Below are 24,159 nucleotides of genomic sequence, written 5' to 3' on the forward strand. Positions count from 1 at the left end.
TGAATGAAAGACGCTTCGCACCCGATATTCATTGTTGATGACGATGACTCTGTCCGCCGGTCACTTTCACGGCTCATCCGATCGGCGGATATGACTCCCCATGCCTTTGCTTCGGCCGAGCAGTTCCTCGAGGCAGTCCCGCTTGAAAGTGAAGGATGCCTTATTCTGGATATATGCATGCCGGAGATGAGTGGCTTTGAGCTACAGGGAAAGCTTCTGGCATCGGGATCGCCTCTGCGCATCATCTTCATAAGCGCTTTCCAGAAGCCCGGGGATGGTGAGCGTGCCCTCAAAAATGGTGCCCATGGATTTCTCCACAAGCCCTTTTCAGAACAAGAGCTCATGACCCTCATCACGAGCTCTTGTGACCCGCCAGAGATTACGCGGTGGGAAGGCTGAGATGAAAGGTTGCTCCCCTGCCGGGATTTCGCGAGGCCCACAGGCGGCCGCCGTGTGCCTCGGCGATGGAGCGGCTGACGGCGAGCCCCATTCCCATGCCATGAGGCTTGGTGGTATAGAATGACCCGAAGATGCGCTCAAGATCGGCCTCAGCAATCCCTGCTCCTGAATCGGAAACGGAGATGGCGGCAAAGCCGGGGTTGCTGACCCCGGTCCGGATGACGATCTCCTTCGGGCCGACCTGGATGCCGGTCATTGCTTCAGTGGCGTTGTGGAGCAGGTTCAGGATAATCTGCTGGATCTGGATGGAATCACCCATCAGTTCCGGGAGCCGGTCCTCCAGTTCAAGCCGGATGGAGAATCCCTGCATTGCTGCCTCGCCGGACACAATCGTGACGACCTGGTGGATGGTGCTGTTCAGGTCCAGGGGCTCCCTTTTCGGCTCCTCTTTCTTCAGCATCCCCCGGAGCCGGAGAATTACTTCAACGGCCCGCCTGTCGTCATCGACAATGTCACGGAGGGCATCACGGACCTCCGGCAGATCGGGCGTCTCCCTGGCCAGCAGCCGCAGCGCCGCTTCGGCGTTAATGAGGATAGCGGCCAGAGGCTGATTGACCTCGTGGGCGATGGAGGCGGTCAGCAGTCCCAGCGTCGTGACACGGGTGACATGGAAAAGCTCCTCTCTGAGGGCCTGCGCTTCCATTTCCGCCCGCCTTCGCCCGGTGATGTCAACAGAAACGCCCATCAGCCGGTCAGGCTTTCCCTCACCGATGCTCCGCGGATGCCCCCGGGAGGAGACCCAGCGGATGCTCCCGTCAGGGACTATGATGCGGTATTCAATGAAGAGCCCCGTATTTGTGTCCATGGCCTGCTGTATAGAACGGTGGACTGCATCATGATCATCGGGATGAATCACTCTGAAGAAGCTCTCATAGCTCAGCTCTTCATCGGGAGTGAAATTGAAAAGCCGGCGGGTCTTTGAGGTGACCCACACCCGGCTGGTCAACAGCTCCATGCTCCACAGGCCCACTCCCGCCGACTCGGTCGCAAGGCTCAGGCGCTCCTGGCTCTCCCGCAGCAGCTCGTCGGAGCGTTTCCTGGCCAGGGCGTTGGCGAAGATCTGCGCCACGAGCTCGAGCCGTCGCATGAGCACCTCGGACCAGTTACGATCTGTCTGCATGTCATTGAAGGACAGGGCGCCAATGAGCGGGCCTCCCCCCGGCGCGAGCGGGAAGGTCAGGGAGGTCTTAATACCGAATTGGCGCCATTGCGCCTGATCGATGGCAGCCTCAGGCGGCAGATTCTCCACTGAAACGGCAATAATCTTGCCGGCCCGCAATCGCTGCATGCACCAGGGGAACATCTCCCGGGAATCGGCAGGCTCGGGAAGAGGCGGGCCTCCAAGGGGGCGATAGAGGTGGGTCAGCGTGAGAGACTGCGGGTCATCGCTCCACTGCCAGACAGCGGAGAGATCGACCCTCAGGAATTCGCAGACGCGGCGCTGTGCTTCTCCTATCTCGCCGTCCACCCGGTCGGGGGGCAGATTGATGAAATGCGCAGAAAGATCGGCGAGCAGCGCCTCGAAGCGCAGCCGGACTTCGGGCTCTTCAAAGGGAACAGGCGGCGGGCTTTCCTTCACAATGCCCCCTCTCTATTCATGATCTTTTCTCCTTTTCCAGAAGCCATCGATAGAGAGGCTTCACTGTCACCAGCTTGCGGTCAAGTGTAAGAGTGGTTTCCTCATCTTCGGTCAACAATAAAGCGTGCTTGAGCTTGATTTCATCCATCGCATCAGAGAGGGCTAGGATTTCACGTTCCCTTGTGGTCGATTTGCTCATATCAGTACTTACCTGGATGAGGGCTGTTATTCTCTCCGCTTCCCGGATGGCAAAATCCACTTCGCGGTTTTTGGCCGTTCTGTAATAGTAAATCTCCTTGCCTCTCCTCTTGAGTTCTACTGCAACAATGTTCTCCACAAATCTTCCCCTGTCTTTCGAGAACCTGAAGGAAACGGCATTATTGATTCCGTTATCCACGCAGTATATTTTTCTCGGAGTTATGAACTGGTGTTTAAGGGAAGAGGAAAAGCCTTTTACGGTGAACAGCAGAAAGGCATCCTCAAAATGCTGGGTATAGCTCTTGACGGTATTCACACTTCCCACTCCAAGGAAGCCCTTCAATCTGTTGAAATTAAAAAGATTTCCCATAGTGCTGAAAAAGTAAAGGCCCAGTTCGCGGAGCGCCCTTATATCTCTGATTTCATGACGTGCTGCGATGTCCCTGTAGATAATATCCTCATAGAGCCTTTTCAGTGCTGCCGGGTCTCCGTATTTCAGGAACTCGGGCATGCCTCCCTGAAGAAGATATTCATTAAAACGGGCTTTCAGCCGTGCTCGTTCGGCAGGCAGAAGGCTGTCAGGAACTGGCAGCTTTTCACCTCTGAACTGGAGGAACTCACTGAAAGAGAAAGGGAAGACTTCCAGTGAGAGATTCCTCCCTGTAAGCCGTGTGCCCAGCTCGCTGCTCAGAAGTGACGCATTCGAGCCGGTAATAAAGAATTTATGCCCTCTGTCCTGCATCCTTCGCACAAAGAGTTCCCACTTCTCGACATTCTGGATCTCATCGAAAAAAATGACCTTCCGTTCCCCGAAAAGCTCCATGAAGATTTCATGGAGTACTGGAAAATCCTCAACCGTGAATGTGAGGAGCCTCTCATCATCGAAGTTCAGGAAATAGACCTCATCTCTGGAATAGGCGTGGTCAATAGTCTGGGTGAGAAGTGTTGATTTTCCCGATCGCCGTATCCCCGAGAGGATAATGCAGTGAGGAAGGGAGCTGTGTCCGGTGATTTCCGACAGCTTGTCACGCAGCGTGCCAGACTGCATGGAAAGAAGCCATTGCTTTTGATCAAGCACTACTTCTTTGAGCAAGCCTTTTTCCATAGTCCACCAAAAATTGTCATTAATAATGAAAATATAGCATAAAATATTTTCATTGTCAATGAAAAAAGTCTGGTCATCCACTGGACAGGCTATGGGACCAAGGTCCCATGGGAGAATCTCCCCAATGAAGCCCAATAGGAAGGGAATGCCCCGGAAATTGTCCAAATATTTAATAGTCTGTTCATAAACGCTCTTCAGATATAGACTCCAGGATTGAGCATTATATGACTTTACATGGTCCCCTTCAAGCCTTTCACGTCATGGCTAAGCCCACGGGTTCAGAGTGCAACCTGAACTGCGCTTACTGTTTCTTTCTGAAAAAAGCAGGGCTTTATCCCGGCAGCGATTTCCGCATGGCGGACAAGGTTCACGAAGCCTACATCCGGCAGCTCATGGAAGCCCACCATGTGCCGCAGGTGACCGTGGCGTGGCAGGGCGGCGAGCCGACGCTGAGGGGGCTGGATTTCTACCGGCGCTCCGTGGAGCTCCAGAAAAAGTACCAGAAACCAGGCACCCATATTGAAAACTCTTTCCAGACCAACGGCATTCTCATTGACGACGAGTGGTGCAGTTTTTTTCATGAGAATAATTTCCTTGTCGGCCTGAGCCTCGACGGGCCTGCCGCCCTTCATGACTTCTACCGGAAAGACAAAGGAGGCCAGGGAACCTTCGAAAGGGTTGTGCGCTCGCTCAGGCTTCTCCAGAAGCATAAGGTGGAGTTCAATATCCTCTGCACCGTCAACTCGAAAAATGCCGATCATCCGCTGGAGGTGTACCGCTTCTTCAGGGATGAGCTCGGGGCCCGGTATATACAGCTCATTCCCATTGTGGAGCGTGACAGCCAGTCGGGACTTCAGGAAGGAAGCAAGGTTACCGACAGGTCGGTCCGTGCCGATCAGTTCGGACGCTTCCTTATAGAGATATTCGATGAATGGGTACGGCGCGATGTCGGCAGGAGCTTTATCCTCCTCTTCGACGGCGCCCTGGCCGGCTGGCTGGGGATGGCGGGGACCGTGTGCATCTTCGGTCCCACATGCGGCGAGGGCGTGGCCCTGGAGCATAATGGTGATCTTTACTGCTGTGACCATTTTGTCGAGCCGGGGCATCTGCTGGGCAATATAATGGAGAAGCATCTGGCCGAGCTTGCCGCATCCGGGCAGCAGCAAAAATTCGGGCAGGATAAGCGGGACACGCTGCCGCGGTATTGCCGCGCCTGTGAATTCATCCATATCTGCAACGGAGAGTGTCCCAAGAACCGCTTCATCGAAACACCCGACGGGCAGCCGGGCCTCAACTACCTCTGTGAAGGGTATAAAGCATTCTTCACGCATGCCGACCGCCCTATGAAGATTATGGCGGGACTGCTCCGGAGAGGCAGGATGGCCGAGGAAGTCATGGAGATAATGAGAGCCGATAAGCACTGATTTATAGTTATCAGGAGGATTAGCATGGAACAAGACAGGATTCAGCGCAATATTCTTCCCATACCGGATCAGCCGCATGTGGGTTTGACGACCTACGACGCGAAGGACCCGGACACCAGGTACCCGCCGATCAGGGAGCTGCGGCCGCCCGGTGGTGCGCCTAATGTTCTGATCGTTCTGCTCGATGACGTCGGATTCGGGGCGTCCAGCGCCTTTGGCGGCCCGTGCCACACACCGAACTTCGAGAAGCTCGCCGCCGATGGCCTCCGGTACAACCGCTTCCACACGACGGCGCTGTGCTCGCCGACACGGCAGGCGCTCCTGACAGGCCGCAACCATCATTCGTGCGGCATGGGCTCCATCACCGAGTTTGCGACGTCGGCGCCGGGCGCAAACACCGTCCTGCCAAACACCATCTCACCGCTCGCGCGGACGCTGAAGCTCAATGGCTACTCGACGGCGCAGTTCGGCAAGTGCCATGAGGTGCCGCTCTGGCAGACGAGCCCCATGGGTCCCTTTGATTCCTGGCCCACCGGCGGCGGCGGGTTCGAGTACTTCTACGGCTTCATCGGCGGCGAGACCAACCAGTGGTATCCGGCGCTTTATCAAGGCACGACGCCTGTCGAGCCCGAGAAGACGCCCGAAGAGGGCTATCACCTTACCGATGATCTGACCACCAAGGCGATCAAGTGGATCCGCCAGCAGAAGGCGCTCATGCCCGACAAACCCTTTTTTACCTACTTTGCGCCGGGTGCAACGCACGCTCCGCACCACGTGCCCAGGGAATGGGCCGACAAGTACAATGGCAGGTTCGACCAGGGCTGGGACAGGCTGCGCGAGGAGACTTTCGCCCGGCAGAAGAAGCTCGGCGTCATCCCGCAGGACTGTCAGCTTACCAGGCGCCACGAGGCCATCCCGGCCTGGGAAAGCATCTCGGCCGAGATGAAGCCGGTTCTGGCCCGCCAGATGGAGGTGTATGCGGGCTTCCTCGAGCACACCGACCATCACGTCGGGAGGCTCATCGACGCGCTCAAGGATCTCGAGATCCTTGATGACACGCTGATCTACCTGATCATCGGCGACAACGGCGCCTCGGCCGAGGGATCGCTCCAGGGCACGTACAACGAAATGGTAACTATCACGGGGTTCGGCCACCTCGAGACGCCGGAGTTCCTTAAAACGCACATTGACAAGTTCGGCGGGGTGGAGGCTTACAACCACTATGCAGTGGGCTGGGCGCACGCCATGGACACGCCTTACCAGTGGACCAAGCAGGTGGCTTCGCACTGGGGTGGTACCCGTAACGGGACGATTGTGCACTGGCCGAAGCGTATCAAGGCCAGGGGCGAGATCCGCAGCCAGTTCCATCACGTGATCGACGTCGCGCCCACCATTCTTGAAGCAGCGGGCCTGCCCGAGCCGGTCTTTGTCAACGGTGTGCAGCAGCGCCCAATCGAAGGTGTCAGCATGCTCTATTCTTTCAATGACGCAAAAGCGGCCGAGCGGCACGAGACCCAGTACTTCGAAATGTCGGGCAACCGCGGCATTTACCACAAGGGCTGGACGGCCGTCACCCAGCATCGCATCCCGTGGATTCCTGCCGCCGCCAGGCTGGCAGCCTTCGATGACGATATATGGGAGCTGTACGACACCACCACCGACTGGAGCCAGGCACACGACCTGGCGAAAGAAAATCCGAAGAAGCTCCATGAATTGCAGCGGCTGTGGCTCATCGAAGCGGTCAAGTACAACGTGCTGCCCCTGGACGACCGCTTTGTCGAGCGCGTAGACCCTGATCTCGCCGGCAGGCCGCAGCTGATCAAGGGCACGCGCCAGCTCTTGTTCGGCGGCATGGGGCGGCTGACCGAAAGCTCAATCGTCAATATCAAGAACAAGTCTCACGCGGTGACGGCCGAGGTGGTCGTGCCCCCATCGGGTGCCGAAGGGGTCATCATCGCCCAGGGCGGAGTCACTGGCGGCTGGAGCCTCTACACCAGGGAGGGCAGGCCGAAGTATTGCTATAACTTCTATGGACTGAACCGTTACACAGTCGAAGGTACGTCGAAGATCCCCGCGGGAACACACCAGGTGCGGATGGAGTTCACCTACGACGGCGGAGGCCTGGCGAAGGGCGGCACGGTCACACTTTACGTGGATGGGCAGAAAGTCGGTGAAGGCCGCGTGGATAAGACGGAGCCCCTGGGCTTCTCCGCAGACGAAACCTGCGACATCGGCTTCGAAGCAGGCTCGCCGGTGACCTGTGACTATCCGACACGCGGCGGGAAATTCAGCGGCGAGGTGAACTGGGTTGAGATCGACCTCGGCAAAGATACTGTAAATCTCGACCACCTCATCACGCCCGAGGAACGCCTGCACGTTGCCATGGCGATCCAGTGAAAACGGCAACGAATCCTGTGTCCGGGGCAGCGCATTAATATCCAATAACTGTCGATAGAGGTGAGAGTGACCTGTAAAAATTAAAGGAGCCGGCCTCTTTCAACCTGGACGCGGTTCTGCAGAATCTGCAGGAAGCATCGAGCAGTAAGGACCATTGAGCGGCGATTACCCATCGTGATGAAAAGGCTTCCCCGGTGGACAGAGTGTCTGCCGGGGAAGCCATATCAATCACCTGGTGATGCCCTTCTGATTGAATCTTCCGCTTACTGGCGCGCCATCGCCACCTTCAGATCTGCGGCCGAGTCAGGGATCAGCTCGCCGGAAAGATCGAGAGTGACGCGCTTGATGTTCCCGGTGAAGGGGAAGGCATCGCTGTATATCTCGGGCGCCACGCAGTCTCCGCCGTCATAGCCGCATGTCAGCCCCTCCGTGCCGAACATCGTGGGGACTGAGTGCGGCATGTCGATGCTGCCCACAAGCTTCCTGTTGATATAGAGCTGGCTTCGGGCCGGCACCCCTTTTCCCTTCGCAAGGTCGGCTTTTCCCATCGGCTCGAACTCGTAGCGGAGCTCCACGGTGCCCTCGGGAACCGCCTCGTCGGATTTCACGAAGAACTTGTCGCGGCCGAGATAGTTATAGAGGAAGTGGAGCTTCTGGTCCTTGACATAGAAGGTGTAGCCGCCGGTCCGGCCGCCCTGGGAGATCAGCACCCCCTCCGCGCCGCCCTTCGGGATATCCACGTCAGCGGTGATGGTCCAGGGCCGGTTGTAGGTCTTGGGCGCGGCGGCAAAGGGAACCGGTGATCCATCGGGATAAAAGACATACCTGTTCCTTGGCACGGAGATGGTGGGACGCTCCACGTTCAAGCGCCCGAAGACATCCCCGTCAATGGGCAGCACATTGTACTTGCCCGCTTCGGCCCACCAGCGGCCTACCATCTCCATGAGCTTGTCGGGATGCTGGGCTGCCACGTTGTGGCATTCGGAACAGTCCTCATCGATATGATAGAGCTCCCAGTCATGTGCCTCGATATCGTTGAGAATCGTTGAGGTGATGGGAGAGCCGAACCTGCGCCCCTTCACGGCGGCTTCTGTAAAGCTGGGGCCGGGCCATGGGCAGACGGCGCGCCAGCCGTCATGATAGAGGGAGCGGTGCCCGAACATCTCGAAGTACTGCGTGTGGCGGCGGCTTGGCGCGGCGCCATTGTTGAAAGTATGGGCGAAGCTCACCCCGTCGAGGGGAGCCTGCGTGACTCCCCGGATACTGTCCGGTGCCTCCAGGCCCAGGGCCTCCAGGACCGTGGGCACGAAGTCGATGATATGCGCGTACTGCGGGCGCAGCTCTCCGCGGGACTTTATCACCTTCGGCCACGATACTATGCAGGGGTCGGTGCAGCCGCCGCGGTAGGTCTCGCGCTTCCAGCGCCGGAAGGGCGTGTTGCCGGCATTCGTCCAGCCCCAGGCATAGTGGTTGAATACATTCACTCCGCCCAGCTCGTCGATCATTTTGAGATTGTCCTCGAGGAGCTCCGCCACGTTGTTGAAGAAGAACATCTCGTTGACCGAGCCGACGGGGCCGCCTTCAGAGCTGGCGCCGTTGTCGGATATGACGATAACCAGGGTGTTGTCCTTCTCGCCGATATCTTCGAGGAAGCTCATCACGCGCCCGAAATGATGGTCACAGTGGGAGACAAAGCCGGCGTAAACCTCCATCATCCGCGCATAGAGCCGCTTCTCGTCGGCGGACAGCGCGCTCCACACGGGCACATCGGGATCGTGCGCTGACAGCTCCGTGCCCTTCGGGAGTATGCCCATCTCAAGCTGGCGCATGTGGACTGTCGTGCGGTAGTCGTCCCAGCCCATATCGAACCTGCCCTTGTATTTATCGGCCCACTCTTTCGGGACATGGTGAGGCGCGTGCCCTGCACCCGGCGCGTAATAGAGGAAGAAGGGCTTCTCGGGGGCATTCATATGGGCATCCTTGATGAACCTGATGGCCCTGTCGGCCAAGTCGATGCTCAGGTGGTAGCCCTCCTCCGGCTGCGAGGGCTGCTCAACCGTGTGATTGTCATAGACGAGCTCAGGATACCACTGGTTGGTGTCGCCGCCCAGGAAGCCGTAGTAACGCTCGAACCCGCGCCCGAGGGGCCACCGGTCGTAGGGTCCCGCCGGAGTCTGGTGCTCGGGGGGCGACAGATGCCATTTCCCTACGCAGAAGGTATTGTAACCCTTCATCAGGAGCATCTCACTGAGCATTCCCTTGTCGAAGGGCAGGATACCGTTGTAACCTGGATACCCTGTCGATGTCTCGGTAATGGAGGCCAGCCCCAGCGAGTGGTGGTTCCGCCCTGTCAGGATGCAGCCGCGTGAAGGCGAGCAGAGCGCCGTTGTGTGCATGTTGGTGTAGCGAAGGCCGTGGTGAGCCAGGCTGTCTATCACGGGCGTCTCTACCAGCCCGCCGAAGCAGGAGAGCTGCCCGAAGCCCACGTCGTCCAGGACGAGGAAGATGATGTTGGGCGCGCCTTCCGGCGGGCGCCCGGGCTCCGGCCAGGCCGGCGAGGACTCCTCGGTGGTGCGCCCGATGACGCCGGTGAAGGGTGTTCCATCTTTGTAGGTCTTGAGTTCTGACATTTCATTGCTCCTTTTCCATAATGCTCTCTTATTTGTATTTCACCCGGACACCACTTTATCATCGGCAGAAGGAGGTTCGCTGCGGTGGTGGCTGCCCTTGTGCAAGGCTATTCAATTATAATATAATTATATGAGCCTGTCTATCAGACCTTGGTCCAACCCCGGGGCGTTCTTGTCAGGGGAGGCAATTTCTGCTACACTTTCTTGAGAGCCATAATCGCAGGTACTATTCTTTCAAGGAGGGTAAGCCCATGAAAAGCTTTACGGCAGCCCTGGCCCTTTTCCTCTCTCTCCTTTCCGCCGGTGCCTATGGAGAGGAATTAAGGACGGTGAAAACGGCGAAGCTGGACCTCAAGTATTACAGGAGCTCTCCGGGGGAGTCTCCTGCCAAGGGAGAGCTCCATGTCCAGGGTGACTCCCATGTGCTTGTCGCCACGGTGACCAATACCTCCGGCAGGACCATCGCCTTTATTTCCCATTATGAGTTTATCCCCCAGCACGGCTGGAAATTGAAGATAACGGGACCGGGAGGCGACTATGCCACTCCTCCCCCTCCCGGCGTCGTCATGCCCCTCAGGCCCGAGCACTGTATCGTGCTGAAGCCCGGCAAATCATATTCCAAGCGGTACGCTGTCTCCTCCGCCCTGTGTTACTCCGGGAACAGGAGCAGCCATAGCAGTCTGGGGGCAACCGCGGGAAGCTATACGGCATCAATCTCTTACACTTTCAGCCCCTCTATGATCAGTGCAGCGAGGGGACCGGCTCCACAGGGCGCCACCGGCTCCGGAGAAGAGTGGCAGAAGCTTTTCAAAGAAGCGTGTTTTGTTGAGGCTATGGCATCGCCGGCGGTGCGGTTCACCGTGGAAAAACCCAGGTAGGAACAAGGACCAGGCGCTGGCATTGAACAGGGGAAAGAGGGCCTGCGGGAGCGGGAGAACTGAAGAATAGGGAAAAGCCGGCAGAAAAGGAGCATGAAATGGAAAACAGCGGGATCATGTTCAGGGAAATCACCATAGGCTCAATGGCCGTGAAGAACAGGTTCGTCTTCGCGGCGGCGCAGGATCACCTGGACAGCGATCCCGGCCGCCGTGCCGGGAGGTTCGGCAGTCTCGCCTCCGGCGGCGTGGGGCTTGTCATCTCAGGGGCGACTGATTTCGCCGACATTGAGGGATGGCGCGGCGCCATTGAAGCAGTGCATAAAAACGGGGGAAAAATTGCACCGCAGATCATCCCCGACAAGATAAAGGACGCTCTCCCCTCGGTAGTGCCCCCTGAGTGCCCTTTTTTCGGTCCCGCCCTCTATCCCTACCGCGAGCACCGTCCTTACACGGAGGAAGAGATTCTCGGGTTCATCAGCCAGTATGCCGCCCGGGCGGAAATCGCAAAGTCTCTCGGGGCCGATGGCGTGGAAATCCATGGCGCCCATCATGCCATCCCCATGTGCTTTCTTTCCCCTCTCACCAACAGGCGTGACGACCGCTGGGGCGGGCCCCTTGAAAACAGGCTCAGGTTTCACAGGGAGCTGCTCTCGGCTGTCCGCGCCAGGGTGGGCGCGGAGTTCCCCGTCATGCTCAAGCTGGGAGTGGAGGACGCCATTCCCGGGGGATTCAGGCTTGAAGAGGGCAGGGAGGCGGCGCGGATTCTCTCGGAAGCGGGATTCGATGCCATAGAGGTGAGCCAGGGGCTTATGAACAGCAGTCTCGGCTTTGAAGGAACGCCCCTTCGCCCCGATATCAGGAAGCCTGAGCAGGAGGCCTACTTCAGGAGCTGGAGCAGGGCTGTGAAAGCCGAAGTGAAGAAGCCGGTGATAGTAACGGGGGGGATATTCAGCATTGAGACGGTGGAGAGTGTCATCGGCTCAGGCGATGCAGATATGGTGAGCATGTGCAGGGCTTTGCTGCGGGAGCCCGGCCTGGTAGACCGCTGGAAGAGCGGCGATACGCACCGCGCCACCTGCATCTCATGCAACAAGTGCACCACGGAGCTCCTTTTGAAGGGCCAGCCCCTTGAGTGCTTCCTGGACCTGAAGAAAAGCCATGCATGAAAAGCGGGGAAGCTTTCTCTGAGACAGAGCCTTATAAAGGGGGGGTGAAGACTGGTGATAAAAAAAATAATCGCCTGCATTCTTGTCCTGTGTGCGCTCATATGCGTGGGCGACACTCTTTTTCAGTTCATCAGGACAAAGGGCGCACAGGGTGTCTGGTCCTCTGATGTGCTCGGCGCGTCAGCATTCCACGGGGTATGCATGATTATTGCTTCTTTTCTGCTTGCCGGCCCCGGTGCAGAGAAAGCGGGGGGGGAATAGTATGTGGTACTGGTGGCTCGGTGCGGTTTTAGTCTGGATTATGTCTGCTGCCTGCATCATAAGCACGATTGCGGAAATGAAAACCGGGAAGACAGGGCCCCGGGGGCCTAAGGCCGGGGATTTCTGGGGAGCCGTGGCCTTTCACGGCATCACGGCCATCCTGGTCTTCTGGCTTGTGGGGAAGGCGCTCGGAGCATAGCAAAGTCAGGCAAAGCACTCCCTTACAGGTCGGGGTCCACGAAGATGCATGAGTAGGGAAGCTTTTTGCTCTGTTCCAGGACATACATGTTCTTCAGCATGTCCACAAGCTTTGTGCGGACCGCCTTATATTCCGCCTCTGCCATCTGCGTGGGGACAGAGCCGTAACAGAAATATTTTGCCAGGAATACCAGGGCGGTGCCCGGCGTTTTTGCGCACTTGTAGGCGAAATTCTCGCCGAAAATGGCAGCATAGATCTCCACCTCTATCGTCCAGGTCGCCTGGAAGGCCAGCGCGTGGGGAGAATATACTGCCGCCACCGAGAGCTCTGTATCGGCTATGCTGCTCATTATGTTCTCCGCGTAAAGATCCTTCGAGAGGGGATCACTTGTCGTTTTGTAAAGGACTATGTTACTGCCCACCTCTACGACACCTGCAGCGATTGCGATATACATGCAGGCTTTCTTTGAGGCAAGGCACTTCAATTTCCCCGTGGAGCCGCTGAATCCATCGGTTCTCTCGATCAGCTCGACGAGCTCGGCCGTGGTCTGCACACCTGCTGTGCCTGCCCTTGTGCCGTAATAGACTGTTTTTATGGTATCTCCCTCCTTATAGGACTTCCATGCATACAGCCCGTTTGTCACCACTGAAGCTGCGCCCTGCCATGCGTTGACCCAGGTCATCACAGGGGTATAATAAGGGTCGCGGGCCCAGTGATTCGCTGGAAGCTCCGTGATTTCACTGACTTTATTTGTCTTGAGCACTGAGCTCTCGATAATGAGGGTGACGCCCGCTTGAGTATTCCCGGAGCTCTCGAACCCCCGGGAGGAGATAGTGATCATCTCATCGGTAACGGTCGTTTCCCCGGGGAGGCTGGGGTCCTTGACAAGCATGCCGATCCAGGAGGCCTCGGTCCTGACATCCTCTGAGGGCGGCTGGTTCTTGAATTTCGACTTGTCAACCACGTCGATGGTGAGGCCGGAAAAAGAGCCCATGTCCTCACTCTGGACAGTGCTGTTCCCTTTGCCGTCACTGGAATGGACCACAGTCCTGGTGATGCCGGTGAGATCCCATGAGAGCGGCAGGGGGGCACAGACCGCCTGCCCTGTTCCTTTTGTGACAGAGAGAGGGGTGATTTTCAGGTATGCCGGCGAGGCGGTGCAGCTCTCACGGGGGAGCCGCAGGTTGACAGAATAGACGGTTCCTTTTTCATTGAGCACTGCCGCAGTGCCTTCATAAAGGGGGGGCGTATCATAATTGCTGCTGCCGTACAATGAATAGGTGAACACCGGGGTCACGGCACCGGTGCTCACCGCATCAGCAAGCGTGGAAGATTTGAACTGCATGGCGATGGAATTCTCGCAGTTCTTCTTGAGCTTCACGGAGTACAGCAGGTAGCGATAGGGGGAATCCTCCCCGGGAAACTTCATTTTTTTCTTGTTCTTGAATGAGGCCATCCAGTAATCCGTCACGTAGTCGTAATAGAAACGGTATTCCTTGATCTTCCCCCAGACGGGGTTGGCAGGATAGGTGTGGGAGTACTCAGATTTATTCGGAACATGCTCGGCGGTTTTCTTGGTGTCCAGCACGTTTATGTCATCGGGCGAGATATTCTTCAGGTCATAACAGGTGAAATCGGAAGCGCCGAATACCCTGTTCACCGCCTTCTTGACCTTGTCTTTTGACATGGTGCTTTTTTTCACGCCGGTGTTGGTGTATTTCCCTATGAAGGTCAGCGCGAATCCTGTCGAGCGGGACTGCAGGTACTCCTCCACCCAGCCGTCGAGGCCGTAGGCCTTGATGGGAAAGGTGAGTCTCATCATGCCGATTTCCTGGAGGTCCTTCCAGTCGGTGGGCTCCTGGGGATTGACGGTGGGGGAAAGGTCCTCGCCGTCGATGATGCCGTCGCCGTCGGTGTCTGGATTGTTCTTATCGGTCCGGAAGACCGTCTCGTAGTTGTCATATACTTTGTCGTTATCGCTGTCAACAAGAGGCGTAGCATTTTGGGGCGGCTGCCCTGTTCCCGATCCTGCGGAAGTACCTGTGGTTGTTCCTGTGGTTGTTCCTGTGGAGGTACCGGCAGAAGTCCCTGCAGATGTTCCCTGTGGATTGTCGTAGGCGACGGCCGCTCCCGCGACACTCTCTATCTGCGAGGCGCTGAGGACACCGCTGAACACGGAAAAGTCATCAATCCTGCCCTTGAAGTAACGCTCAGGCGTCTTCTGGTAGCCCACTCCCAGGGAAAGCCATGGAGACGGCAGCTTGACCTCCCCGGTGACAGTCCCGATGAGCTGGTTGTTGATATAGAGGCTGTTCTCTTTTGTGCTGCTGTCATGGACCATGGCCACGAGGCTCCACTTGTTGAGAGGCAGATGCCACGTGTCATTGACCCCGATGGTCTTATACTGCTTTTCTCCGTGGCCTGTGCCGAAAAATGCGGTGAATTTCTGGCCCTGCCAGTTATTGTGGAGCTCCGCCCTGAACCTTTCGTTCTTTTCAGAGAGGCCTCCCAGGGTGAAGACGTTGCGGTGATTCTCATAAGCCTCGGGGTATACCCAGAATATCACGGTGAATGAGGAGAGAGGGCCAAGCGCTCCCACGTCAATGGAGGATTTCCCGTCAAAGTAGTAAGCGCTGTCGGGCTTTCCATCGTGTCCGGTGGTGAGAGTGGCGCCGTTTACCTTCCCGTGGTGTTTGCCGCCGCAGGTATCATTTGCATTGCCGTTGAAGGGAAGAAAGAGAATCCTCGCTTTTTCTGCTGCTCCTGCAGGTGCCGGGCAGAGAGGATAAAGGAGGAGAAACAGAATGAAACATGAGAAATACAATCTTTTTACTGTCACGGACCCCACCCCCCGATCAGTTCTCTCATAACTCTTTCTCTAATTTAAGGCAATCTCCTTCCCCCGCTGATTCCGCGCAGAATCGCCTGATGAGCCGCCGCCCTCACTGGCTTTCCCGGCACTGCTCTTCATCAACTTTCCAGGAGACAGCGATGCGCCATATCTCATCACACATCGAGGTGAGCTTTGTATAAGGCAGGGCCGTCTCCAGGCTGTATTCCCCGGTGGCAGTCCTCACGGTGAGGCGGGAGGTCTCCCACGAGGGCGTCACCTCGAGATCGAGGACCTCGTCAAGGGCAAAGGTCACCGGTTCTTTTCCCTCGGCCTTGATGGTGATGGCATCACGGGAGACACTGAGGGAAAAGGGGCGGGTCTTGATGACCTGGCTGAGCCATGCGACTGAAAACAGGCAGACGATAGGGATGAGGATAATGAAAAAAGGCCAGAAATCCTTTTTGCCCACGAGTCCGAGGCTGCCTCCCACCATCAGGACACCTGCCATGAGCGCGAAGCTGAAGCCTACCAGTAACGGCACGATTTCTTCAAGCCGGCCCAGGACCTCCCCGGGCCATCCCCTCAGCATTTTTATCACCACCCCGTAGAGCGCCGCTTCCGCGTTATTTTTGTATACAGGCCGGACCTTGAACACTGTCGTAAGCTCGATCTCCTCCCGTGAGATCTCATAGGGAATCCTGCCTGCCCTGGACAGTGTCTCGCCGTATGGCTGATTGAACAGAGGCCTCCGGTAAAAGGGCACCTGGACTTCCGAATGGTGAAACTCCCGTCCTTCCCGGGGAGCACCTTCCTCGCCGCCATCCTGGAGGTCCATCAGCCTGGCTGAGGCATCAAAGAGCCCCACCTTGAGGAGCCGGCAGATAGACTCTGCCACTGAGTTCGCGCCGGAGAGCGAGGCAGTGTCGCAGACCTTCAGAAGCCTCCCGCCGGCAAGCTCAAGAGAGACGATTCGGTGCACTTCAACAATGTCGGCAGGCTTTTTCGGTCCCTCCCCGCCGGGTGCTCCCTCTTCTTCCCCGGGAATGCCGCTTTCTTCCGCCACTGCCGCGTCCTTTTCCTTTGCGGCCCGGGCCTCGTCGAGGGCAGGCTGAAGCATCACCTTCATATCTCCCATCCCGCCCTGCAGGGTCTCAAGAAGCACCCGCTTCACTTCGGCGGTCCGTGCCACTGCCTTCGGGAGGATCTTGAAGAGGTACTGGGTAATAGTGCCTGAATGGGCATCGATGACATATTTTGACCGCGCCATGTAGAGGAGCAGAAATGCCGCCAGGATGGCGGAAAGATAGAGAAAGAGGGCAGCCATGCAAAGCTTCTGGGGGATAAGGCGATCTATGGAAAGAGTAAAAGCCACAACTGTAATGCCGGTGAGAAATATAAGCCGGCACGAGATGGTGCGGTAATCAAGGCAGGGAGGGCCTTCAAAGGATATTCTGCCGGGCTTTGATTCAAGCATTCCTCTCTCCGTTAAGTCTCAGGCATTTCTTCACTCGCCCTTGAAGCCTCATGGGACTCCATTTTCCAGCGAGGCAGGAAAATTCCTGCACCATACCGGAGAATCATGGGGCTGACCGCTGCGCCTGCTTCCTGCTCCCGATATTCTCCCTGGCCAGTATCCCTGAAAATTTATTCATAAGGGTTATCAGGAGGGACTTTTCCTCTTCCGTGAAGTGCACCAGGATTCGAACTGCCCACTGTCTCATGAAGTGAAAGAGGGCATGGTAGAGCTCAATGCCCTCTTTTGTCAGTGAAACCCTCACCACCCTGCGGTCATCGGGATCAGAGAGCCTCTTCGCAAAACCGTTCTCCACGATCCAGTCAATGAGGCGGGTCGCTGTGCTGAGGGGCACATTCATGAGGTGGCTTATCTCTCCCATGGTGAGCGGATCCTGACGGCTTGAGAGAATATGGCAGATATCAAAGAAAATATTGATATTCTCAATCCGCCTTGCTGAGCCTCCTGTTCGACATATGGTATCCAGGTGATTCCGGTACTCGTGAAGCTCCTCTGTCAATTCGTCAGTGACAGAGTGATGCTTGAGAGAACTCAACTGCCTGTCGAAAAAGAGCAACTCCCGGATAAATGCATCGAGCTGTTCGGGCTCTTCTGCCTGAGACGATTCTCTCTTCTTTTTCAAAGCAGTCCCTCCCTTAAGGTTCTGTCCCCTTCCATGGCCGCTCTCATTGTGCATTGCCGTCCGCACCTTTCTTTATCAGTCCAAGCTTTATGCCAATGTCATCAACGAGGCTGTAGGCCACAGGCACCACCAGCAGGGTGAGGAAGGTGGACGCGAGAAGACCGCCGATGACTGCGATGGCCAGGGGGCGGAAGGTCTCCGATCCTTCCCGGATCGCCATGGCCATGGGGATCATGGCGAAGACCGTCGCGATGGCAGTCATCAGGATGGGCCTGAGCCTCACGGGGCCTGCCTCGAGAATCGCCTGGCGCCTCGCAATGCCCCGCTCCCTAAGGATATTGATATAGTTTACAAGGAGGATGGAGTTGGAGACCACAATCCCCGTCAGCATGAGCACTCCAAGGAAGGCTGACACGCTGAAAGGCTCCCTGGTGATGAAGAGTGCCAGGAATACTCCCACTACCTCGAGGGGAATGGCAAGCATGATGGTGAAAGGGTGAACAAGTGACTCAAATTGCGCCGCGAGGATGAAATAGATAAGGAGGATGCCGGCGATGAGCGCCATGGCGAGCGAGAGAAAGGCTTCCTGCAGCTGCTCTTCCTGGCCGCCGAACTTCCAGGTATAGCCGGGAGGGAAGATGGTCCCAGAGAGAATCTTTTTCAAATCCCTGGTGATATCACCGAGGGGGCGGCTGGTTTTTCCGGCGGTGACAGAGATGTTCCGCTGGCGATCCTCCCTGGTGAGCTCCGAGGGCCCCCGGGATTTCACCACCGAGGCAATTTCCTTCAAAGGGACGATAGCGCCCGTGGGGCTCAAAAGCTCAGTCTCTTCCACGCTCTCAACCCATCTGCGATCAGATTTGCGGGCCCGCACGGTGATGTCAAACTCCTCCCCCTTCTCGCGGTATTTCGTGACATCTTCACCCTTGACGAGGGTGCGCACCGTCGATGCCACCTGGGCGACGGGGATGCCGTAGGCCCCGGCTTTTTCGCGGTCCAGCATGATCTGGTACTCCGGGTTTCCCGCCTCCCATGAAAGGTCTGCCTGGGTGACTCCCGGGACCTTCCCGAACTTTGCCTTGAGCTCCTCGGCGAGCCTGCTCAGTGTTTCCAGGTCATTGCCGAAGATCTTGAGCTCCAGGTCGGCGCCGCCTCCCTGCTGGGCCGTGGAGATCTGCATCACCTTGGCTTTGAGGCCTGGAATGGTGGCAAGCAGCTTCCTCATCTGATCCTCGAGCTCGGCCTGGCTTTTCTTTCTTTCCCCGGGAGGCTTCAGGATCATAAAGAGCGTTCCAGTACGGGAGCCCTTGCTCATCATTTTTCCCAGGGCAACCTCATCTTCCCCCGAGAGTCCCATGACCCTCCGGGCCTCAGGATAGGTGCGCGCTTCATCATAAATACGCTTCATTTTGCGGTCCATTACATGGAGCGCCGTACCGGGCGGGCATTCCGTCATGATGATGACCTGAGACTGATCTTCATTCTTGACGAACTCGATTCCCACCATTGACTGCAGGATAAATCCCGCTATGAGGCTTATCGCGGCAAGCGCAAGCACGGCAGGGCGGTGAGAGAGGCACCAGTAAAGCATCCGGCGGTACAGGGCTTCAATGCGCCTGAAGAGCCCCTGCCACAGGTCAATGATTCGTGTAAAGCCCTTTGTTGTCTCCTGCTGCTTCGCTTCCGCATTCTCTAGCTCGCTCAATGAGGGCATCATGGTGAGATTCGTCTCTATCAGGCCATGTTTCATCAGGCGTGAGGACATCATGGGAATCAGAGTAAGCGCCACGGCAAGAGAGGCAAAGAGGGCGAAGGAGATGCTCATGGCCATGGGGGAAAACAGCTGCTGCGCGAGCCCTCCCGCATAGAGGATGGGCACAAAGACCGCAATGGTGGTGAATGTTGAGGCCATCACGGCGAGCCCCACTTCCCGGGCTCCCTCGATGGCGGCCTTCATGGGGGGAAGGCCGCGCTCAATATGGCGGTGGATATTCTCAAGGACGACTATGGAATCGTCAACAATTCTCCCTATGCCCAGCGTGAGTCCCCCGAGGGTGATGACATTGATCGTCATTCCCTTGAAGTGCATCAGCACGAAGGTGGCTATGATTGAGATAGGTATGGAGATGGCGATGATGATCGTCGAGCGTCCGCTTGAAAGGAAAAGAAATATTATCAGGACTGCGAGGAGCCCTCCTTCAACGGCGACAGCCTGAGTATTGTCTATGGCGTAGCGGATGAAGCGGGACTGGTCAAAGGCAATCTCGAGCTTTGTCCCTGCCGGGAGCATCTTCTCAATTTCCGGGATTGCTTTCCTGACGCGCTCCGCAACTTCCACCGTATTTGCCACTGACTGCTTGGTCATCTGGCAGGCAACTATTTCCTTCCCATCCATGCGTATGCGGTTCCTTGCGTCTTTTGTCGTGTCCAGCACGCGGGCCACGTCGCGCATGCGGATGGCCTGGCCGTTCCTGATGGCTACGGCAATATTCTCTATCTCTTCGGGATTCCGGAATTCTCCCTGGGTGCGGATCTGGAGCTCCGATTCCCCCTCGTCAAGGCGCCCTCCGGTGAGGCGGATGTTCTCCGCCTTGAGGGCCCGCGAGACCTCCTGGACAGGAATGTGATAGGATCGCAGCTTATTCTCATCGACTTCCACAAGGATCTCTCTCGTGAGCCCTCCCATGGAGCTCACGGCCCCGACACCATTTATCTTTTCAAGCTGTTTCTTGACGATGGTATCGGTGAGGTATTTCAGATCCCTCATATTCTGGGGCCCCTCGACGGTGATCATGAGGAAAGGGAGCACAACGTTGGGATCAAATTTCAGAAGCGTGGGGCGTTTCGCGTCATCGGGCAGATCCTCTATGACGGGATCGATCTTGTCTCTCACCTCCTGGGCCGCGTAATCCATGTTGACTCCCCACTCGAATTCCACCATGACGACAGAAAGATTCTCCTTGGAGGTGGAGCGCACATGCTTGAGATGCCGGACAGTGCTCACGCCCTCCTCGATTTTCCTGGTGATCTCGTTTTCCACTTCCACGGGGCCTGCGCCGGGGTATGCGGTGAAGACGGCAATGAGGGGGAAGGTCATGTCGGGGAAATAATCGATCTTGAGCTTCGTAAAGGCCATCACTCCCAGGAGCATGACTATGAGAAAGAACATGGTGATGGCTACGGGGCGCCTGACTGAGAACTCCGAGATGTTCAAGAGCCTTCTCCCTTCTCAACACGCACCATGTCGCCGTCATTGAGAATGGTCTGCCCTGCCGTGACTACTTTCTCTCCCTCCCGAAGACCCGAGAGTATTTCCAGGCGCGCCTCGTCATTCGCTCCCGGCTTTACTTCCCTCATCTCTGCCTTGTCCTGGCTCACGATAAAGAGGACCTTTTTCTGCCCGCGCTCCTGCAGGGATTCGCGCGGCACCAGCAGAGCATGGGCTTTCCTGTAGGTGGTCACATGCACGCGGGCGAACATGCCTGACTTGAGCATGGTGCCGGGGTTGGGAATCGAGATTTTTATCCTGAAGGACCGGTCCAGCTGGTCAGCGGCAGGCAGGATGGCAGTGACCTTTCCCCGGTACTCGCGCCCCTTTATTCCATCAACGGCGACCCCGACCATTCTGCCGGTCTGGAAGATCGAGATATCCTTCTGGGGAATCTTTGTATCAACAAGGACCTCGCGGTTATCTATAATTTTCAGGAGCGGTGCCATGCGGCTCATTGTGGATCCCGTGACAAGCTCACCGGGCTCCACGCCCCGGGAGGTGACAATACCGGTGATGGGCGAGGTAATGCGTGCATAGCTGAGCTGCGTCCGGGCGATGCGGAGCGCAGCTTCAGCCTGAGAGACGCCTGCGAGGGCTACGCGGACATCCTCTTCATGAATCCTGTCCCGGGCAACGGAGGCTTCTGCGAGCTTCACATTCTCCCTGGCCGACTCAAGAGCCTTCCTTGAAACTTTTTCCCTGTTTTCCGCCACGTCGAGCTGCTGGTGAGCTATGGCAGAATCATTATAGAGGTCATTTGTGCGTCCCAGGTCTGTCTTTGCGAGATCATAATTCGCCTCGGCCTGGTTCAGGGCATGGTTTGCATTGTTGATATCGGTGCGCGTCTTTGTGGCCTGGAGGCTGATTCCTGCCCGCGCCTGCGAGAGTCGTGCCTGTGCCATTCTGAGGCCCGCTTCCGCCTGGGCAACTGTTGCTCTGAGATCGGCATCTTCCAGCCGGATAAGGATCTCGCCGGCTTCAACCCGGTCGCCTTCACGGCAGGAGACCTGCTCCACTTTTCCGGGAATCTTGGAATATATCTCTGCCTTCTCCACAGGCTCTATCGTTCCCGTGAAAGAAAGAACCTTCTCCAGGATCCCTTCCCTGACAGCGATGACTTTCACCGGTTTCACCGGGGGAGCGGGTTGTTCCGCTTTTTCCCTGCCGGGGCAGCCCGCCAGGGAGAAGATGAGGAAAGGAATCAATAATGCAGGAAAAAGGACCTCTCGCCCGCTTCTCATCCAGTGGCCCTCCTGTTCAGGATACTATGGAAAGAGCTCCGTTGCCTTGACTGCTGAAAAATCCGGAGCCCAAGGACTATCTCTCTGGAAATAAGAAATCCTCTCCATACGGCTTATTCAAGAGAGGGAGAAGAAAACCTTCCATTTTGGAAATATTTACTATTGGAAATATTAAGCTCTCAGTGCCCGTTATGAGCATATTGTTGAGCGAAAGTGAGCTCTTCGCATTTCTTGAGCACAGGAATAAAATGGCTTTGACACGAATGTCATTGAAGGAATAAATGACAGAAGAGGGAGAGTGAATCTGAGCGGGCAGCAATGATAAAGGAGCTCATTTTATGAAACATAAAGCCATCTTTACCGCAGAGGCCCTGTATCTCATGGCCATTCTATTGATTGTTGCAGGTGCCGGGCCTGTGGCAGCCCAGTGCGATGCCACCAGGATCATTTCTCCTCCGCGCCCTCCCGATAAGGTGATTATTTATCCTGCAAAGCACATCCTCACCATGGAGCGCTGCAATCCCCAGGCCACGGCGGTGGCAGTGCGGGGGAAGCGCATCCTGGCCGTGGGAACCCTTGAGGAAGTGAAGGCGGCTCTCGGCGATATGCCCTCCACGGTTGACACTACCTTTCAATCGAAGGTGCTCCTTCCCGGCCTCATCGACCAGCATCTCCATCCCCTCCTTGGCGCCCTCACCCTTTCCACGGAGGTGATTGCCACCGAGGACTGGGAACTGCCGGGTCGCACGTTCAAGGCGGCCTCCGGCTCCAGGGATTACCTCTCTCGCCTCAAGGCTGCCGACGGGACAATGAAAGATAAGAGTGAGTGGCTCTTTTCATGGGGCTACCACGCACTGTGGCATGGAAAAATTGACCGCTCGATCCTCGACTCCATAAGCGCCGCGAGGCCCATTGTAATATGGCAGCGCTCGTGCCATGAGTTCTACCTCAACACTGCAGCCATCAAAGCCCTGGGCCTCACCGATGAAGCGATGAAGGGCAGGGGCGATGCGAGCAGGATGTACAACTGGGCGGAAGGCCACTGGTGGGAGACAGGGCTGAACCTCATAATGGATCCCCTCATCAGAGTCTTTGCAACACCGCAGCGCATGACATTCGGCCTTAAACAGATGGTCACCTATCTCCATCAGAACGGCGTCACGGCCTACATGGAGCCCGGCGCCCTCATCTCGCCGGATCTCATGAGGCTCTACCAGTCAATCCTCGGCGCCGATGACACCCCATTTTACAGCTATTTTGTTGTTGACGGCAGAAGCCAGGTGGATTCAGGCCTGGGGCTTGCGGAATCGCTCGCTGCCACCGAGAAGGAAGTGGCCTGGGCCCCCCAGGGCAAGGTGTCGTTTTTCCCGATGCAGATCAAGCTCTTCGCCGACGGCGCCATTATCTCCCAGCTCATGCAGATGAAGGAGGGCTACCTTGACGGCCACCATGGGGAATGGATGATGACGCCTGAGCACCTGGAGGAGCGCGCGCGGCTTTACTGGGATGCCGGCTACCAGCTTCACATCCATGTGAACGGGGACCTGGGCCTTGAGACGGTCCTCGATATCCTCGAGGGGAGGATGCGCGAGAACCCCCGGGCAAACCACCGCACAGTCATTGTCCACTTCGCCTGCTCAACGGAAGACCAGGTGGCCCGCATTGCCAGGCTCGGCGCCATAGTGAGCGCAAATCCATATTACACCGTGGGCTTTGCAGATATGTACAGCAGGTATGGTCTTGGCCCGAAGCGCGCCGATTCCATGGTGCGCTCCGCCTCGGTGACAAAGCACCGCATACCGCTCTCATTCCACTCAGACCTCCCGATGGGACCCAGCGCCCCCCTCAACTTCGTATGGTGCGCCGTCAACCGTGAGACGCCGTCAGGCAGGGTGGCTGCCCCGGAGCAGCGTATCGGCGTCGAGGATGCCCTCAGGGCCGTCACTATTGAGTCGGCCTATTCATGGCAGAAAGAGAATGAGCTGGGGAGCATTGCTCCCGGCAAAATCGCCAACTTCACGGTTCTTGAGCAGAATCCCCTTGCCGTCGAGCCTATGAAGCTGAACAGGATCCCCATATGGGGCACTGTCTTTGAAGGCAAGGCTTTCCCTGTTCCCGCCGGGGCCGGCCGGCCGGCCTCTTCTTTGAAAGATGCCACTGCCGGCACGGGGTTCTCCCCATGCGGCAATGGCGTGAAATGCGATTCCCATGACGGATGTCCCTGCGAGGTGGCGGTCATGGTGGCGAAGGCGCTGATGAAGAGATAGGAGCGCCTGATGGAGACTTCGACGGGCAGGCTTTGCAGAAGAGCGGCATGGTGGCCCGGGGTGCTGAATTCAGCTAAGATTATCAGGAAAAGGTG

17 protein-coding genes are annotated in these 24,159 nt (G+C 57.0%); 9 read left to right on the forward strand and 8 right to left on the reverse strand.

The window, feature by feature from the left end; all coding sequences use genetic code 11:
- Positions 1 to 3 precede the first annotated feature (3 nt).
- The gene (locus RDV48_12835; protein ID MDQ7823676.1) at positions 4 to 399 is read left to right on the forward strand and encodes a response regulator; all 396 of its coding nucleotides are present in this window, start codon (positions 4 to 6) and stop codon (positions 397 to 399) included.
- On the opposite strand, the gene RDV48_12840 is transcribed toward RDV48_12835, so the two are convergent.
- Positions 380 to 2,038 (reverse strand): ATP-binding protein, encoded by a 1,659-nt coding sequence (locus tag RDV48_12840; protein MDQ7823677.1) that lies wholly within the window; start codon positions 2,036 to 2,038, stop codon positions 380 to 382. The two genes, RDV48_12835 and RDV48_12840, sit on opposite strands and share 20 nt — an antisense overlap.
- 16 nt (positions 2,039 to 2,054) lie before the next feature.
- Positions 2,055 to 2,747, reverse strand: coding sequence for an ATP-binding protein (locus RDV48_12845; GenBank protein ID MDQ7823678.1), 693 nt, complete (start codon positions 2,745 to 2,747; stop codon positions 2,055 to 2,057).
- A 213-nt stretch (positions 2,748 to 2,960) separates the two neighbouring features.
- Here RDV48_12845 and RDV48_12850 point away from each other — a divergent pair, with 213 nt between their 5' ends.
- The 3 genes from RDV48_12850 (at position 2,961) to RDV48_12860 (ending at position 7,162) form a co-directional block, all read left to right on the forward strand.
- The gene (locus RDV48_12850) at positions 2,961 to 3,185 is read left to right on the forward strand and encodes a hypothetical protein (GenBank protein MDQ7823679.1); all 225 of its coding nucleotides are present in this window, start codon (positions 2,961 to 2,963) and stop codon (positions 3,183 to 3,185) included.
- A 416-nt stretch (positions 3,186 to 3,601) separates the two neighbouring features.
- Positions 3,602 to 4,765 carry an anaerobic sulfatase maturase gene (locus RDV48_12855; GenBank protein MDQ7823680.1) on the forward strand — a complete coding sequence of 388 codons (1,164 nt, stop codon included), beginning with the start codon at positions 3,602 to 3,604 and terminating at the stop codon, positions 4,763 to 4,765.
- Positions 4,766 to 4,789: 24 nt separating this feature from the next.
- Positions 4,790 to 7,162 (forward strand): arylsulfatase, encoded by a 2,373-nt coding sequence (locus RDV48_12860; GenBank protein ID MDQ7823681.1) that lies wholly within the window; start codon positions 4,790 to 4,792, stop codon positions 7,160 to 7,162.
- 263 nt (positions 7,163 to 7,425) lie between these two features.
- Here RDV48_12860 and RDV48_12865 read toward each other — a convergent pair whose 3' ends face one another.
- A complete protein-coding gene (locus RDV48_12865) occupies positions 7,426 to 9,792 on the reverse strand; it encodes an arylsulfatase (protein ID MDQ7823682.1) in 2,367 nt (788 codons plus the stop codon).
- A gap of 251 nt (positions 9,793 to 10,043) precedes the next feature.
- On the opposite strand from RDV48_12865, the gene RDV48_12870 reads away from it, so the two are divergent.
- From RDV48_12870 to RDV48_12885, 4 genes are all read left to right on the forward strand, one after another.
- Complete coding sequence (locus RDV48_12870; protein ID MDQ7823683.1) at positions 10,044 to 10,670, forward strand: hypothetical protein; 627 nt, start codon at positions 10,044 to 10,046, stop codon at positions 10,668 to 10,670.
- Positions 10,671 to 10,768: 98 nt separating this feature from the next.
- Entirely contained in the window at positions 10,769 to 11,836 is a 1,068-nt protein-coding gene (locus tag RDV48_12875) for an NADH:flavin oxidoreductase (GenBank protein ID MDQ7823684.1), read from the forward strand.
- 54 nt (positions 11,837 to 11,890) lie between these two features.
- A complete protein-coding gene (locus RDV48_12880; protein MDQ7823685.1) occupies positions 11,891 to 12,097 on the forward strand; it encodes a hypothetical protein in 207 nt (68 codons plus the stop codon).
- Between the two features lies 1 nt (position 12,098).
- Entirely contained in the window at positions 12,099 to 12,296 is a 198-nt protein-coding gene (locus RDV48_12885; protein MDQ7823686.1) for a hypothetical protein, read from the forward strand.
- A gap of 22 nt (positions 12,297 to 12,318) precedes the next feature.
- Here RDV48_12885 and RDV48_12890 read toward each other — a convergent pair whose 3' ends face one another.
- From RDV48_12890 to RDV48_12910, 5 genes are all read right to left on the reverse strand, one after another.
- Positions 12,319 to 15,135 (reverse strand): LamG domain-containing protein, encoded by a 2,817-nt coding sequence (locus tag RDV48_12890; protein MDQ7823687.1) that lies wholly within the window; start codon positions 15,133 to 15,135, stop codon positions 12,319 to 12,321.
- A gap of 103 nt (positions 15,136 to 15,238) precedes the next feature.
- Positions 15,239 to 16,603 (reverse strand): hypothetical protein, encoded by a 1,365-nt coding sequence (locus RDV48_12895; GenBank protein ID MDQ7823688.1) that lies wholly within the window; start codon positions 16,601 to 16,603, stop codon positions 15,239 to 15,241.
- A gap of 103 nt (positions 16,604 to 16,706) precedes the next feature.
- Positions 16,707 to 17,285 (reverse strand): MarR family transcriptional regulator, encoded by a 579-nt coding sequence (locus RDV48_12900; GenBank protein MDQ7823689.1) that lies wholly within the window; start codon positions 17,283 to 17,285, stop codon positions 16,707 to 16,709.
- A 43-nt stretch (positions 17,286 to 17,328) separates the two neighbouring features.
- Positions 17,329 to 20,499 (reverse strand): efflux RND transporter permease subunit, encoded by a 3,171-nt coding sequence (locus RDV48_12905; protein MDQ7823690.1) that lies wholly within the window; start codon positions 20,497 to 20,499, stop codon positions 17,329 to 17,331.
- A complete protein-coding gene (locus tag RDV48_12910) occupies positions 20,496 to 21,797 on the reverse strand; it encodes an efflux RND transporter periplasmic adaptor subunit (protein MDQ7823691.1) in 1,302 nt (433 codons plus the stop codon). The genes RDV48_12905 and RDV48_12910 overlap by 4 nt, the downstream gene beginning before the upstream one ends.
- A gap of 338 nt (positions 21,798 to 22,135) precedes the next feature.
- Here RDV48_12910 and RDV48_12915 point away from each other — a divergent pair, with 338 nt between their 5' ends.
- Complete coding sequence (locus RDV48_12915; protein ID MDQ7823692.1) at positions 22,136 to 24,064, forward strand: amidohydrolase; 1,929 nt, start codon at positions 22,136 to 22,138, stop codon at positions 24,062 to 24,064.
- The last annotated feature ends 95 nt before the right edge of the window (positions 24,065 to 24,159 follow it).

This window comes from Candidatus Eremiobacterota bacterium, assembly GCA_031082125.1.
Classification (GTDB): domain Bacteria; phylum Vulcanimicrobiota; class CADAWZ01; order CADAWZ01; family Ess09-12; genus Ess09-12.